At 40.9% G+C, this 14,592-nt stretch carries 16 protein-coding genes; all 16 read left to right on the top strand.

Annotation, left to right across the window (positions count from 1 at the left end; translation table 11 throughout):
* Position 1 precedes the first annotated feature (1 nt).
* The 16 genes from ADF62_RS00695 (at position 2) to secG (ending at position 14,573) form a co-directional block, all read left to right on the top strand.
* Positions 2 to 478, top strand: coding sequence for a ferrous iron transport protein A (locus ADF62_RS00695; protein WP_003094204.1), 477 nt, complete (start codon positions 2 to 4; stop codon positions 476 to 478).
* A complete protein-coding gene (gene feoB / locus ADF62_RS00690; RefSeq protein ID WP_003094165.1) occupies positions 475 to 2,613 on the top strand; it encodes a ferrous iron transport protein B in 2,139 nt (712 codons plus the stop codon). The genes ADF62_RS00695 and feoB overlap by 4 nt, the downstream gene beginning before the upstream one ends.
* Positions 2,614 to 2,630: 17 nt before the next feature.
* Positions 2,631 to 2,771 (top strand): FeoB-associated Cys-rich membrane protein, encoded by a 141-nt coding sequence (locus tag ADF62_RS10015; protein ID WP_003094518.1) that lies wholly within the window; start codon positions 2,631 to 2,633, stop codon positions 2,769 to 2,771.
* Positions 2,772 to 3,825: 1,054 nt separating this feature from the next.
* On the top strand, positions 3,826 to 4,680 hold the full coding sequence (locus tag ADF62_RS00675; protein WP_003097586.1) for a bifunctional methylenetetrahydrofolate dehydrogenase/methenyltetrahydrofolate cyclohydrolase: 855 nt from the start codon (positions 3,826 to 3,828) through the stop codon (positions 4,678 to 4,680).
* Between the two features lie 3 nt (positions 4,681 to 4,683).
* Positions 4,684 to 5,520, top strand: a complete 837-nt coding sequence (locus ADF62_RS00670) for an NAD(P)H-hydrate dehydratase (protein ID WP_003097583.1) — start codon at positions 4,684 to 4,686, stop codon at positions 5,518 to 5,520.
* Positions 5,521 to 5,641: 121 nt separating this feature from the next.
* A complete protein-coding gene (gene pbp2b, locus ADF62_RS00665) occupies positions 5,642 to 7,756 on the top strand; it encodes a penicillin-binding protein PBP2B (protein ID WP_048787859.1) in 2,115 nt (704 codons plus the stop codon).
* A gap of 109 nt (positions 7,757 to 7,865) precedes the next feature.
* Positions 7,866 to 8,462: a recombination mediator RecR gene (gene recR, locus ADF62_RS00660; RefSeq protein WP_003094128.1), complete on the top strand. Its 597-nt coding sequence runs from the start codon at positions 7,866 to 7,868 to the stop codon at positions 8,460 to 8,462.
* 102 nt (positions 8,463 to 8,564) lie between these two features.
* A complete protein-coding gene (gene licT, locus ADF62_RS00655) occupies positions 8,565 to 9,401 on the top strand; it encodes a BglG family transcription antiterminator LicT (protein WP_003094358.1) in 837 nt (278 codons plus the stop codon).
* Between the two features lie 221 nt (positions 9,402 to 9,622).
* Positions 9,623 to 10,120 (top strand): rRNA maturation RNase YbeY, encoded by a 498-nt coding sequence (gene ybeY, locus ADF62_RS00650; RefSeq protein ID WP_048787858.1) that lies wholly within the window; start codon positions 9,623 to 9,625, stop codon positions 10,118 to 10,120.
* Positions 10,101 to 10,505 carry a diacylglycerol kinase family protein gene (locus ADF62_RS11285; RefSeq protein ID WP_003093800.1) on the top strand — a complete coding sequence of 135 codons (405 nt, stop codon included), beginning with the start codon at positions 10,101 to 10,103 and terminating at the stop codon, positions 10,503 to 10,505. The genes ybeY and ADF62_RS11285 overlap by 20 nt, the downstream gene beginning before the upstream one ends.
* A gap of 18 nt (positions 10,506 to 10,523) precedes the next feature.
* Complete coding sequence (gene era / locus ADF62_RS00640) at positions 10,524 to 11,423, top strand: GTPase Era (RefSeq protein WP_003093183.1); 900 nt, start codon at positions 10,524 to 10,526, stop codon at positions 11,421 to 11,423.
* 46 nt (positions 11,424 to 11,469) lie between these two features.
* Positions 11,470 to 12,291, top strand: coding sequence for a DNA-formamidopyrimidine glycosylase (mutM, locus tag ADF62_RS00635; protein ID WP_048787857.1), 822 nt, complete (start codon positions 11,470 to 11,472; stop codon positions 12,289 to 12,291).
* On the top strand, positions 12,288 to 12,881 hold the full coding sequence (gene coaE, locus ADF62_RS00630; protein ID WP_048787856.1) for a dephospho-CoA kinase: 594 nt from the start codon (positions 12,288 to 12,290) through the stop codon (positions 12,879 to 12,881). The genes mutM and coaE overlap by 4 nt, the downstream gene beginning before the upstream one ends.
* Positions 12,882 to 12,979: 98 nt before the next feature.
* Positions 12,980 to 14,155: a multidrug efflux MFS transporter gene (locus ADF62_RS00625; RefSeq protein ID WP_338131582.1), complete on the top strand. Its 1,176-nt coding sequence runs from the start codon at positions 12,980 to 12,982 to the stop codon at positions 14,153 to 14,155.
* Positions 14,145 to 14,291 carry a 50S ribosomal protein L33 gene (gene rpmG / locus ADF62_RS10010; RefSeq protein ID WP_081448739.1) on the top strand — a complete coding sequence of 49 codons (147 nt, stop codon included), beginning with the start codon at positions 14,145 to 14,147 and terminating at the stop codon, positions 14,289 to 14,291. The genes ADF62_RS00625 and rpmG overlap by 11 nt, the downstream gene beginning before the upstream one ends.
* A gap of 45 nt (positions 14,292 to 14,336) precedes the next feature.
* Entirely contained in the window at positions 14,337 to 14,573 is a 237-nt protein-coding gene (gene secG, locus ADF62_RS00620) for a preprotein translocase subunit SecG (protein WP_002886135.1), read from the top strand.
* Positions 14,574 to 14,592 lie beyond the last annotated feature (19 nt).

Raw genomic sequence — 14,592 nt, 5'->3', positions numbered from 1 at the left:
TATGCTCATATATGATGCGGCCTTAAAAACGCCTTACCGGATTCTTGGCATTAACCTCCCTAAGGATAGTCTTTTACACTTATCTAACTTAGGGTTGGCTGCCGGTGAAACGATTGAGGTGGTAACTAAGACCAAGAACAGTGCTATTATTATCGTTAAGGGGAGTCGCTTAGCCTTTGATGCTTCGATTCTGGATAAGATTGATTTGGCACCTGCGGAGGAAGATCAGGAAAAGATACCTCTTTCTGAATTACCAGTTGGACGTTCGGCTATTGTTACTGATATTTTTTCAGCAAATGAAACCAAACGACGTCTTATGGATATGGGAATCACAAAGCGTACTCGAGTCTTATTGCGTAAGGTAGCACCTTTGGGAGATCCTCTAGAAATTAGCTTGAGAGGGTATGAATTAACTCTACGCAAGTCGGAAGCGCAAATGATTAGTGTGGTCATGCTGGAAGAGGGAGAGGAAAAATGACAGAAATTGCATTAATAGGTAATCCTAATAGTGGTAAAACCAGTTTATTCAACCTGATAACAGGGAATAATCAGCGTGTTGGTAACTGGCCGGGTGTTACTGTAGAACGAAAAAGTGGTCTGGTCAAAAAGAATAAGGATTTAGAAATTCAGGATTTACCAGGGATTTACTCAATGTCACCCTATAGCCCTGAAGAAAAGGTGGCGCGTGACTATTTGTTGAGCCAAAGGGCCGACAGTATTTTAAATGTAGTCGATGCGACAAATTTGGAGCGTAACCTTTATCTGACAACGCAGTTGATTGAGACAGGTATTCCAGTCACTTTAGCGCTTAACATGAGTGATGTTTTAGAGGCTCAGGGAAAACAGATTAATGTTGAAAAATTATCTTATCATCTAGGCGTGCCAGTAGTAGCTACTAGTGCTCTCAAGCAAACTGGTGTGGATCAGGTAGTGAAAAAGGCGTCCCATACGACGACTTCTACAGTCGGTGATATTGCCTTTCCAATTTATGATGATAAATTAGAAGCTGCCATCTCACAAATTTTGGAAGTTTTGGGAAATTCGGTGCCACAAAGGTCTGCGCGTTTTTATGCCATTAAACTCTTTGAACATGATGCTTTAGTTGAGGCTGATCTAGACTTGTCCCCATTTCAACGAAAAGAAATCAAAGATATCATTCGCATCACTGAGGAAATTTTCACAGAAGATGCGGAGTCAATTGTCATTAATGAGCGTTATGCCTTTATTGAACGTGTTTGCCAGATGGCTCAAAGTTATACAGAAGATTTTGACCTGACCTTGTCAGATAAGATTGATAGAATTGTCACCAACCGTATTTTGGCCTTGCCAATTTTCGCAGCAGTTATGTATTTGGTTTATTTCTTATCTATTCAGACTGTTGGAACCATGTGGACAGACTGGGCTAACGATGTGCTTTTTGGTAAGTATGTTCCAGATTTGGTAACTTCTGGTCTTGACTATCTTCAAGTTCAGGACTGGCTTAAGTCTTTGATTGTTGATGGGATTGTCGCTGGGATTGGGACAGTGCTAGGCTTCCTTCCTCAAATTTTTGTGCTCTTTATCTGTTTGGGTGTGCTTGAGGACATTGGATATATGAGTCGTATTGCCTTTGTTATGGACCGTATTTTCCGTCGTTTTGGACTTTCTGGAAAATCCTTTATTCCCATGTTGATTTCGACAGGTTGTGGGGTTCCAGCGGTTATGTCTAGTCGAACCATTGAAAATGAAAGGGACCGTCGCATTACTATTATGACGGCGACCTTCATGCCGTGTTCGGCCAAGTTGGAAATTATTGCCTTGATTGCTGGAGCTTTCTTTCCTAGTAATTCTTTTGTGGCACCAAGTACCTATTTTATTGGGGTGGCTGCTATTATCCTATCAGGTATTGCCCTCAAAAAGACGAGTTTTTTGGGTGGCTTAACCAGTCCGTTTATTATGGAATTGCCTGCCTACCACTGGCCTAAAGCCATATCGGTCTTACGTTATGCCTTTGGTAAGGCTATGAGTTTTGTCAAACGTGCGGGAACAATTATTTTCAGTTTGACTGTCCTGATTTGGTTCATGTCCAACTACAACTTTATGTTACAGACCGTTGATACGGAAATGAGTATCTTAGCGACTTTGGGTAAAGGATTGTCTTGGATTTTTGCACCTCTTGGTTTTGGAAATTGGAAGTCAACAGTTGCTGCTCTCACAGGTTTAGCAGCCAAGGAGACAGTTGTTGCCACCTTCGGAATTCTCTATCATAACAGTAGTGAGGCTGGTTTGGCTACGGCTCTACAAGCAGATTATTCTTCCTTAGCTGCCTATTCCTTCTTGATTTTTAACTTGCTTTGTGCACCCTGTTTTGCGGCTATTGGAGCTATTAAGCGTGAAATGGCCAGTCTTAAATGGACGGTTGGTGCTATCGGTTTCCAAACAGGTTTGGCTTATTGTGTGAGTTTAATTCTTTACCAGTTTGGCCAAGTTATCCTGTACGGCAAGTCAATGACAATTTGGACTTTTGTTGCTTTCTTACTTTTAGTTACTATGATTTACTTTGTTGTTCGTAAACCGCGTCAGATTAAGGATCAAATCATTAGCTTGGATAATCTTCAAGAAGCCCATATTTAGGTTTAGGAGGAATTGTTATGTCTACGTTTATTATTGCCTTCATTATTTTTGCTTTGGCTGGTCTTGGTATCCGTCACTATATTAAAGGAAAAGGTTCTTGTGGCGATTGCGAGTGCTCTTGTCCAGTCAAAGAAGAAATGCATAAAGCTAATCACTAATGGAATATAAGAAAATGAGCTTTTATTTGGATAAGGGGTCATTTTTTCTTACAATTGTGAGGAATGTATAAAGGTTTCCTAAGAGAAAGTATGATATGATGACATGGAAAGAATCTAGCGTGACTTAATAAAGGCGAAATGAAAGAAATGGGTTTGAACAGAGAGAGAGTGCCCTAATTCATGAGACCTGGTGTACTGATAATATTTGGGGAGAATTTGCGATAGGTCTCCGTCAGATGGAGTATACGGTGCATACACCTAGCTTTCGTTACCGTGACTTACCATATCAAGACTGTCTGACTAAAGTTGGTACCGTAACTTTGCAGGATTATCGAGATGATTTGGTGGCTTTGATCGAAAGTTAAAATCAGCCACCGCTTATTTTGGGACACTCTTTAGGTTGTCTGGTGGCATGATGGTTGCTGAAAAGACAGAAATTGCTGGTAGGGTTCTCATGTGACCTGCTCTGATAGCTGATATTTTTGCCTTTTATTCAACTATGCTAGCTTGTTTCGGCGAACACTTTTTACGTTGGGGTTTTTGGAAAAAAAGCCATTCCACCTTATAAAAAAGAATTTTTTCAAGTATTGTATGAATGAGCAGGAGGGAGCTTTAAAAGAAGAAGTCTTTGCTATACTAGTGCTTGAGTCGGATATTACACTCAGATGGCCCTTCATTGATTTGATAAGACCAAGGCGGTTTACGTGAATTTTAGTAACATTTCGTGCCCTGTTCTTGTAAGAATAAGATGACTCATCCTAATATTGCTAGAAGAACAGCTAGGAACTACCGTGATTCAGTTCTTGTTTCACTAACGGGTGCAGATCACATGTATGAAAGTGGTAAATTTCAGTAAAAGACCTTAAGAGTTATTGAGGGATGGCGTCAGCAAAATTTTTGTAGATTAATGACGAAGAATAATCAGACGAAGTTGGGACAAATTCCCAGCTTTTTGTGTTTCATTTTAAATGTCTTTTTGAAAATTTTGAAAATTGAGTCACAAAGAGGCCTCCCTATGGTATAATTGAAAAAAAGTATGTATTGGAGAACACCCATGGCGATTATGATGGATGGTAAGGCCCTAGCTGTTAAAATGCAGGATCAATTGCAAGAAAAGGTAGCACGTCTAAAAGAAAAGGAATGGATTGTTCCAGGACTCGTGGTGATTATGGTTGGAGACAACCCTGCTAGTCAAGTTTATGTGCGTAATAAGGAACGTGCTGCTAAAAAGGCTGGTTTCCACAGTAAGACGGTCAATCTTTCTGAGAGTATCAGCGAGGAAGAATTGATTGAGGTTATTGAGAAGTACAATCAAGATCCGCTTTTCCATGGAATTTTGGTTCAATTGCCATTGCCAAATCATATTAATGAAATGCGTATCCTTTTGGCTATTGATCCTAAAAAGGATGTGGATGGTTTCCATCCTATGAATACTGGGAACCTCTGGAATGGTCGTCCTCAAATGGTACCTTGTACACCAGCGGGAATTATGGAAATCCTTCGTGAGTACAATGTTGAATTGGAAGGTAAGACAGCAGTTATCATTGGACGCAGTAATATTGTAGGTAAGCCTATGGCACAGCTTCTCTTGGAGAAAAATGCCACAGTTACTTTGACCCACTCACGTACGCCACATTTGGCTAAAGTTTGTAACAAGGCTGACGTTTTGATTGTGGCTATTGGCCGTGCAAAATTTGTAACGGAAGAATTTGTCAAAGAGGGTGCGGTTGTCATTGATGTAGGAATCAACCGCGATGAAGAAGGTAAACTCTGTGGCGATGTTGATTTTGATCAAGTGAAAGAGAAGGTTGGCATGATCACTCCTGTCCCAGGTGGTGTAGGTCCTATGACTATTACCATGCTGATGGAACAGACCTATCAAGCTGCTCTTCGTAGTTCGAAAGGATAGCTTATGAAAGTTGATGACGATTTAGTTAGGCAAGTGATAAGGCCTAGATTGAGAGAGTCTCACAAGGGCTCTTATGGTCGAGTGCTTTTGGTTGGTGGACTTTATCCTTATGGTGGTGCCATCATTATGGCTGCTATTGCCTGTGTCAACAGTGGTTCAGGTTTGGTTACAGTTGCTACAGATCGTGACAATATCACAGCCCTTCATGCTCACCTTCCTGAAGCTATGGCCTTTGACCTAAGGGAGACTGAAAGATTTCTTGATAATCTTAGGGCAGCTGATGTGGTATTAATCGGTTCTGGCCTAGGTGAGGAGGAGACGGCTGGTCGGGCTTTGGATTTGGTCTTGGCAAATATTAGGTCAAACCAGAACTTGGTTGTTGATGGTTCAGCTCTTAATCTGTTGGCACACAAAAAAAAGAGCAGTTTGCCAGAGTGTCACCTTATACTTACTCCCCATCAAAAGGAATGGGAAAGACTGTCTGGTTTAGCTATTTCAGAGCAGTCGGTTTCCAATACTCAAAGAGCCTTAGAGGAGTTTCAAAGTGGGACAATTCTAGTTGCCAAGAGTCATAAGACAGCTGTTTATCAGGGAGCAGAAGTAGCCCATTTAGAGGTCGGTGGGCCCTATCAGGCGACTGGAGGAATGGGAGATACCTTGGCTGGTATGGTTACTGGTTTTCTTGCCCAATTTGCCTCAACTGACTCTTACAAGGCAGTCATAATTGCGACTTGGCTTCACTCAGCTATTGCGGATAATATCGCTGAAAATGCTTATGTGGTTTTGCCAACTCGCATCAGCAAGGCTATTCCTAGCTGGATGAAAAAATTGTCATTATAAATCTGAAAACATGTCTCAAATTGAGGCAAGTTTTTTAAAATTTCGATATTTTTTTAAGTTTGCTGAAGATAATTTGTGATAAAATATAAGAAAATTCTTATAAGAACATAGAGGAAACAAAGTGACATCATTTTGGGAAAAAAATAGTCAAAAATGGAAAATATGGCGTCAGAAGCGAAAAGAAAAACGAGCGAACAAACCTAGAAAGCCAGTAAACATCTCGCGTCGTGTTTACTTGCTTTTTGGTGTCGTCTTTGTTCTTTTTTTGTTACTTTTTGCGCGTTTGACCTATATGCAGGTTTATAACAAATCGTTTTATACTAAAAAATTAGAGGATAACTCCAAGTATACGGTTAGGATTGCAAGCGAACGTGGGCAAATCTTTGATGCCAAGGGGGTTGCTCTTACGACCAATCAGAGTAAGGACGTTATCACCTTTACACGTAGCAATTTGGTGTCATCAGATACGATGAAGAAGGTCGCTGAAAAGTTGGCGACCATGGTGACTCTGACAGAGACCAAGGTGACCGATCGCCAGAAACGTGACTTTTATTTAGCTGATTCTGCCACCTACAAACGTGTGGTTAATGATCTTCCAAAGGACAAGAAAACAGATAAGTTTGGTAATAAATTAGCTGAAGCTACTATTTACAACAATGCTGTTGATGCCGTTCCTGATGAAGCAGTGGATTACACTGAGGACGAGCTTAAGATTGTCTACATTTACTCACAGATGAATGCTGTTTCTAATTTCTCAACAGTCACACTGAAGACGGCGGACTTGACCCCTGATCAGATTGCGATTGTGGCAGCCAAGCAGAAGGAACTTAACGGAGTTACAGTTGCTAAGGATTGGGAACGTCACACGTCTGATTCGGCCTTGTCCCCTCTTATCGGTAGGGTTTCAAGTTCAGAAGCAGGACTGCCTCAGGAGGATGCTAAGGATTATCTTAAAAAAGGATATGCCCTAAATGACCGTGTAGGTACCTCTTATTTGGAAAAAGAGTACGAGGAGAAGCTCCAAGGAAAACACACTGTTCGTGAGATTACTGTGGACAAGGAAGGTAAGGTTGATAGTGATAAAATCACTCAGAAAGGTAGCAAGGGAAACAACCTGCAGTTGACCATCGACCTTGATTTCCAAAAGGGAGTTGAAGATATCCTTGGTCAACAACTTTCTTCAGAGATTTCAGAGAATAAAGCGACTTATTCTGAAGGTATGTACGCAGTAGTTATGAATGCGGAGACTGGTGCTGTCCTTGCTATGGCAGGACAAAAACATGAGCAAGGGGCACAGGATTTTAAGGCTGATGCCTTAGGGACAATCACCGATGTCTTTATTCCAGGTTCTGTAGTTAAGGGAGCTACTTTAACCGCAGGTTGGCGCTCGGGTGCTATCTATGGGGACCAGGTATTAACTGACCAACCTATTAATATTGCTGGTTCGCCCTCAATTACCTCTTGGTTTACAGAGCAAGGTAGTCGTGCCATTACCGCAACTCAGGCCTTAGAATATTCCTCAAATACCTATATGGTACAGATTGCTATCAAACTTCTTGGGCAACAGTATGTTCCAGGGATGTCCCTGTCGACTGATAATATGGAAAAGGCGATGACGACGCTTCGTGATACCTATGCTGAATTTGGTATGGGTGTGTCTACGGGACTTGATTTACCAGGAGAATCAGAAGGTTACATTTCCAAGAATTATAATGTAGCCAATGTCTTGACAGAGGCTTTTGGACAATATGACTCTTATACAACTATCCAGTTGGCTCAGTATGTTGCCTCAATCGCAAATGGTGGAAAACGTGTAGCGCCTCACATCGTTGGAGGTATCTATGATGCTGGTGAAAATGGTAGTCTAGGAACTTTATCTTCAACTGTAGACACACGTGTCCTTAACAACTTATCCTTAGATTCTGAGCAATTAGGGATTATCCAACAAGGGTTTAATGACGTTGTCAATTCAGGTTCTAGTCTTGCAACCGGTAAAGCCATGGCAAGTTCTATTATTCCAATTAGTGGTAAAACAGGGACAGCCGAAACTTATGCAACAGATGGTTCAGGAAATTCAGTAACGACAGTTAACCTTAATGCTGTTGCCTATGCGACAGCCAAAGATGGTACTAAGTTGGCGGTTGGGATTATGTACCCACATGCTTTAGACTGGAAGAGTAAGGCCCATCAAAATGCCGTTAAAGCTATCATGGAACTTTATCAAAATACTCACTAATAATATAAAATCTCTTGTGCCTTGCATGAGAGATTTTTCTGTGATATAGTGTTTGAGTATTTGTTCTTTAAGATATGAATTGAGAAAGATAAAAGAAATGGAGGCCTTCATGCTTTACCCTACTCCAATTGCTAAACTGATTGATAGTTTTTCAAAACTTCCAGGAATTGGGGCTAAGACGGCGACACGTCTGGCTTTCTATACTATTAACATGTCTGATGAAGATGTCAATGATTTTGCAAAAAATCTTTTAGCAGCAAAACGTGAATTGACTTATTGTTCGGTTTGTGGTCGCTTAACAGATGATGACCCATGTAATATTTGTATGGATGAAACTAGAGACCGTACTAAGATTTTAGTTGTTGAGGACTCCAAAGATGTTTCTGCTATGGAAAAGATTCAGGAATACCGTGGTCTCTACCATGTGCTTCAAGGGCTCATCTCCCCTATGAATGGTGTCGGACCAGATGATATTAATTTAAAGAGTTTGATTACTCGTCTTATGGACAGCGAGGTTGACGAGGTCATCATCGCAACTAATGCAACAGCCGATGGTGAGGCAACCTCTATGTATATTTCACGTGTCCTCAAACCTGCAGGTATCAAGGTGACCCGCCTAGCGCGTGGGTTGGCTGTTGGTTCTGACATTGAGTACGCTGATGAAGTAACCTTGCTAAGGGCTATCGAAAATCGAACAGAACTGTAGAAAAAAGTGTTGGTATAGCCAGCACTTTTTGTTTATTGTCATTAGGTTTCTCATTAAAAATTTGGTAAAACAAAAGAAAGGCTTAAATGATGAGGAATCGTGATGCAAATTGAAAAAATTTTAAATAACAATGTTGTCCAAGCTATGGATAATGATGTGGAATACATTGTTATGGGGAAGGGACTAGGCTTTCAAAAGAAGGTCGGAGAGACGGTTGATAAAGAGAAGGTTGAAAAGACTTTTGTCTTGGAAAATCCGGAGATAGAGGCCGAATGGACTCGTGCTTATGTAGATTTGCCTGATGGTGAAATGCAGGTCTTTTTGAATATCATCACTTTTGCTGAAGATGTCTTGCAGACCAAGTTTGAACCCTCTTTTTTTATCGCTCTTGCAGACCACCTTCATTATGCTATTGAACGCAGTAGAGAAGGCATATCCCTGCAAAATTCTTTGGCTTGGGAAGTTCGAAAATTTTACCCTCGGGAGTATGAAATTGGAAAAGAAGCCCTTCGTTTGATTGCCGATGATTTAGAAGTTGAATTGGCAGATGATGAGGCGGCTTCTGTCGCTTTGCACTTTGTCAATGCACAAAAGGATGTGGGTCTTCATGAAAAAGACCAACAGATGACTCAAATTGTGGTTGGCATTAGTGAGATTGTCCGTCTTGATTTTGCTTGTGACTTGGAGCAAGATAGTTTTTCTTATAACCGTTTTATTACTCATCTTCGGTACTTAGCGCAACGTATTGTTAGTGGTGTTAGTGGTGGTAAAAACGACGCTTTTCTATATGAACAAGTCAAGGTTAACTACCCAAAATCTTTTATCTGTACCCAAAAGGTCGTCACCTATATCAAGTCAAGTTATGCTTTTGAACTTAGTTTAGACGAACAGGTTTATTTGACCATTCATATTCAACGCTTTAGAGATCATATCGATTAGTAAGCGATTCTCATAGCTACTATACAAAATGCAGACAATTAGGCTCAAGTCTGCTTTTTCTGTGCCCTTGTGATATAATGAATTGATTGATATTGTACTGAATCACTCGATGAAAGTATTGAATGTATTTTAGTATTCGTAATAAAAAGCTAATTTGTTAGGGAAAGGAAGGGAACGGCTCTGTCCTTTAAGTAGGCTAAACTGTTCCGAAAAAGCATGCTATGTACGTTGAAATGATTGATGAGACTGGACAAGTCTCAGAAGAAATAAAAAAACAAACCTTGGAATTACTTGATTTTGCAGCGCAGAAACTTGGCAAGGAAGACAAGGAAATGGCGGTTACTTTTGTAACTAACGAACGTAGTCACGAATTGAATTTGGAGTATCGTGATACGGATCGTCCAACTGATGTTATTAGTTTGGAGTATAAGCCTGAGTTAGATATTACCTTTGATGAAGAAGATTTGGCTGAAAATCCCGAATTGGCTGAAATGATGGGGGAGTTTGATAGTTATATCGGCGAACTCTTTATTTCTATTGATAAGGCTCGCGAACAAGCTGAGGAATATGGACATAGCTACGAGCGTGAGATGGGCTTTCTGGCTGTTCACGGATTTCTTCATATCAACGGGTATGATCACTACACCCCAGAAGAAGAAGCGGAAATGTTTGGATTACAGGAAGAAATTTTGACTGCTTATGGACTTACGCGACAATAACCCACAAAAAAAGTGGAAAAACAGAGAATTTACGGCCAGTTTTGAGTTTGCTCTGACAGGGATAATAACGGCCATTAAAGAAGAACGCAACATGCGTAAACATTTGGTATCAGCTATCTTAGTGGTATTGGCTGGCTTGGTTTTTCGTGTGTCTGCGACAGAATGGCTCTTTCTTCTGCAGGCAGTTTTTCTAGTAATTGCCCTAGAGATTGTTAATTCTGCCATTGAAAATGTTGTTGATTTGGCCAGTAATTATCACTTTTCTATGCTAGCTAAAAATGCTAAGGATATGGCTGCAGGAGCGGTCTTGGTTGTCTCTTGTTACGCACTCATTACTGGTATGATTGTTTTCATACCTAAGATTTGGAATTTGATTTTTAACTAAAAAATAGAAAGAAGATATATGACATTTAAATCAGGATTTGTGGCCATTCTTGGTCGACCTAATGTAGGAAAATCAACTTTTTTAAACCATGTTATGGGGCAAAAAATTGCTATCATGAGTGATAAGGCTCAAACAACCCGTAACAAAATTATGGGGATTTACACAACAGAAAAAGAACAGATTGTTTTTATCGATACACCGGGTATTCACAAGCCCAAGACAGCACTTGGAGATTTCATGGTGGAGTCTGCTTATTCAACCCTTCGTGAAGTGGATACGGTCCTCTTCATGGTTCCAGCCGATGAGCCTCGTGGTAAGGGTGATGATATGATTATCGAACGCCTTAAGCAAGCCAAGGTTCCGGTTATATTGGTGGTTAATAAGATTGATAAGGTCCATCCAGACCAGCTCCTTGAGCAGATTGATGATTTCCGTAAACAAATGGATTTCAAGGAGATTATTCCAATTTCAGCTCTTCAAGGAAATAATGTTTCCCACCTTGTAGATGTTTTGAGTGATAATCTTGAGGAAGGTTTCCAGTATTTCCCATCGGATCAAATCACAGACCATCCAGAGCGTTTCTTGGTCTCTGAGATGATTCGAGAAAAAGTCCTACAGTTGACGCGTGAAGAAATTCCGCACTCAGTTGCTGTTGTCATTGATTCTATGAAACGTGATGAAGAGACTGATAAGGTTCACATTCGTGCGACTATCATGGTTGAGCGTGATAGCCAAAAAGGTATTGTCATCGGTAAAAAGGGTGCTATGCTCAAGAAAATTGGTACCCTTGCTCGTAAAGATATTGAGCTCATGCTTGGGGACAAGGTCTTCCTTGAAACTTGGGTGAAGGTTAAGAAAAATTGGCGGGATAAAAAACTTGATTTGGCCGATTTTGGTTATAATGAAAAAGAATACTAAGAAAAGCTGGGCATTTGCTCGGCTTTCTTGCTAGAAGGAGGGGCAGATGCCTGAGTTACCTGAGGTAGAAACTGTTAGACGAGGGTTAGAAAGATTGGTAGTAGGACGGACTATTTTGTCACTTGAAGTTAAGGTCCCGAAAATGATCAAGACATCATACGATAGCTTTTTGCATGATTTGCCTGGCCAGATGATTCAAGTCATGCGACGTAGAGGTAAGTACTTGATTTTTGACTTTGGACAATTGATTATGATTTCCCACTTGCGTATGGAGGGGAAATACCTGCTGTTCACAGACCAGGTTCCTACCAACAAACACTTTCACTTATTTTTTAAGTTAGATGATGGCTCTACACTTGTCTATCAGGATGTTCGCAAGTTTGGGACTTTTGATTTATTGGATAGGAAACAGGAAGAGGTCTATTTTATACGGAAAAAACTTGGCCCTGAGCCCACCAAGAAGACCTTTAAATATGCACCCTTTGAGAGAGCCTTAATGCATTCTGCCAAGCCTATTAAGCCCTTACTCTTGGAGCAGAAATTAGTGGCCGGTCTAGGAAATATCTACGTTGATGAGGTGCTTTGGGCAGCCAAGGTTCATCCTGAGACACCAGCAAATAAACTCAGCAAGGCATCCATGAAACGAGTTCACGATCAAACGATTGCCATATTACAGTTGGGGATTGCGAAGGGTGGTTCCACCATAAGGACCTATCGTAATGCACTTGGTGAGGATGGGACTATGCAGAACTATCTACAGGTTTACGGAAAGACAGGGCAACCTTGTCCACGTTGTGCAAGCACGATTGAGAAAATCAGGTTAGGAGGAAGAGGAACGCATTTGTGTCCTCATTGTCAAAAACGATGATTATAGGATTAACAGGAGGCATTGCTTCAGGAAAATCAACCGTTGTTGAAATGATTAAAGAGGTAGGTTACAAGGTCATTGATGCCGATCAACTGGTGCACGATATGCAGGCCAAAGGGGGTAAGTTGTATCGTGCCTTGTTTGATTGGTTGGGAGAGGGGATTCTCCTTCCTAATGGAGAATTAAATCGTCCTAAGTTAGGGCGATTAATCTTTTCAAGTGAAGAGATGCGGCATCAATCTGCTGAAATTCAGGGAAAAATTATCCGAGAAGAGTTGGCAGCCAAAAGAGATTGCTTGGCCAAGGAAGAGGACGTCTTTTTTATGGATATTCCCTTACTGATTGAAAATGACTATCAGGATTGGTTTGACCAGATTTGGTTGGTGGGGGTGTCTCCTGAGGTCCAGCGCCAACGCTTGATGAAAAGGAATCACTTAAGTGCTGAGGAAGCAGGCACGCGTATTGCTAGTCAAATGCCTTTAGCTGAAAAACTGCCCTATGCTAGTTTAGTTATTGACAACAACGGGAGCATCGATGATTTGAAGAAGAAGGTGAAGAGTGCCATAAAAGATTTAGCTAACCTCGTATAGTTAGTCATTGTGTTATAATGGATAGTGAATTTTAGAAAGAAGATGATGATTTGCGCCAAAAAGAGCTTAAAACCGCTGATTGGCAACGAAATCTTAAAATTGCTTGGATAGGAACTTTTTTTACTGGGGCTAGTTTTTCTATTGTCATGCCCTTCATGGCTCTCTATGTAGAAGAATTAGGGATTAAAGGCGCTATGGTAGAATGGTATGCTGGTTTATCTGTTGCCCTGTCTGCCCTAGCTTCAGCCTTGGTTTCACCAGTTTGGGGACGCTTGGCGGACCGTTATGGCCGAAAACCCATGATGATAAGAGCCAGTATGGTCATTACCTTTACAATGGGAGGCTTAGCCTTTGTGCCTAATGTCTTCTGGATGCTTTTCTTGAGAATCTTGAATGGTCTGTTCGCAGGTTATGTGCCAAATGCAACAGCCTTGATTGCTAGTCAGGCTCCTCAGCAACGTTCTGGCTATGCCTTGGGGACCTTATCTACGGGTCTAACAGCCGGCGTTTTGATTGGCCCTTTGTTAGGTGGGACCTTGTCTGAGGCCTTTGGTATGCGAGGGACCTTTCTATTAGTTGGGGTGATTTTGTTTATCTGTTGTCTTTTGACTATCTTTGGTTTGCGAGAGGACTTTCAACCGATTGAAAAGGGAGAGATGATGACCCTTTCGCAAGTATTTGCTAAAATTCCCAGCAAATCGCTTTTAATCGGCCTCTTTGTGACTAGTATGATTATCCAGATTTCTGCCCAATCGATAGCGCCTATGTTGGCCCTTTATATTCGTTATTTAGGTCAGAGGGACAATATCCTTTTTTACTCAGGTTTAATTGTTTCTGCTATGGGCTTCTCTAGTCTCTTGAGTACCCCTTTTCTGGGAAAATTGGGAGACCGTATTGGCAATCATCGTTTGCTCTTGATGGGCTTATTCTATAGCTTCCTCTTGTATTTCCTTTGTGGTTTTGCCGGTTCAGCCTTGCAACTGGGGATCTTACGCTTTGCCTATGGCTTTGGTATAGGTGCCCTTATGCCTAGTGTCAATTCTTTATTGACCAAGATGACACCCAAGGAAGGAATCTCAAGAATATTTAGCTTTAATCAAAGCTTTTCATACATTGGACAAGTTTTAGGTCCTTTTGTTGGTTCAGCAGTTGCGACTGGACTAGGTTATCGCTGGGTCTTCTTTGTGACCGCAATGATTGTCTTTGGAAATTTTGTCTGGTCCTTAATCATCTTTAGAAAATCGCTAGGAGTTAAGAATATAGGTGAGAGTTAAAATCAATTTAAAGTGTAGTGAATGTGGGAGCATCAACTATCTCACAAGTAAAAATAAACAGAATCATCCTGAGAAAATTCAGGTACTCAAATTCTGCCCCAAGGATAGAAAAGTAACCTTACATGTTGAATCTTAAAGGGTTCTATGGTAGAATAAAAAGGACTTTTTCGGAGGAATAACTATGTACGACTTATTATTAACGCTGCTCTTGGTGATGTCAGCTATTATTGTGATTGCGGTATTCATGCAACCACAAAAAAATCCAAGTAGCAATGTCTTTGATGGTGGTGGGTCAGAAGCACTATTTGAACGTAGTAAACCACGTGGTTTTGAAGCCTTTATGCAACGCTTTACAGGAATCATGGTTTTTCTATGGATTGTAGATGCAATCGTCCTTTCCATTCTCTCAAGTAAGTAATGAGCTGACTGAGGTTGGC

Origin of the sequence: Streptococcus sp. 1004_SSPC, assembly GCF_001069025.1 — a bacterium.
GTDB lineage: Bacteria > Bacillota > Bacilli > Lactobacillales > Streptococcaceae > Streptococcus > Streptococcus vestibularis.
This window is presented reverse-complemented; position numbering and strand designations above follow the sequence as displayed.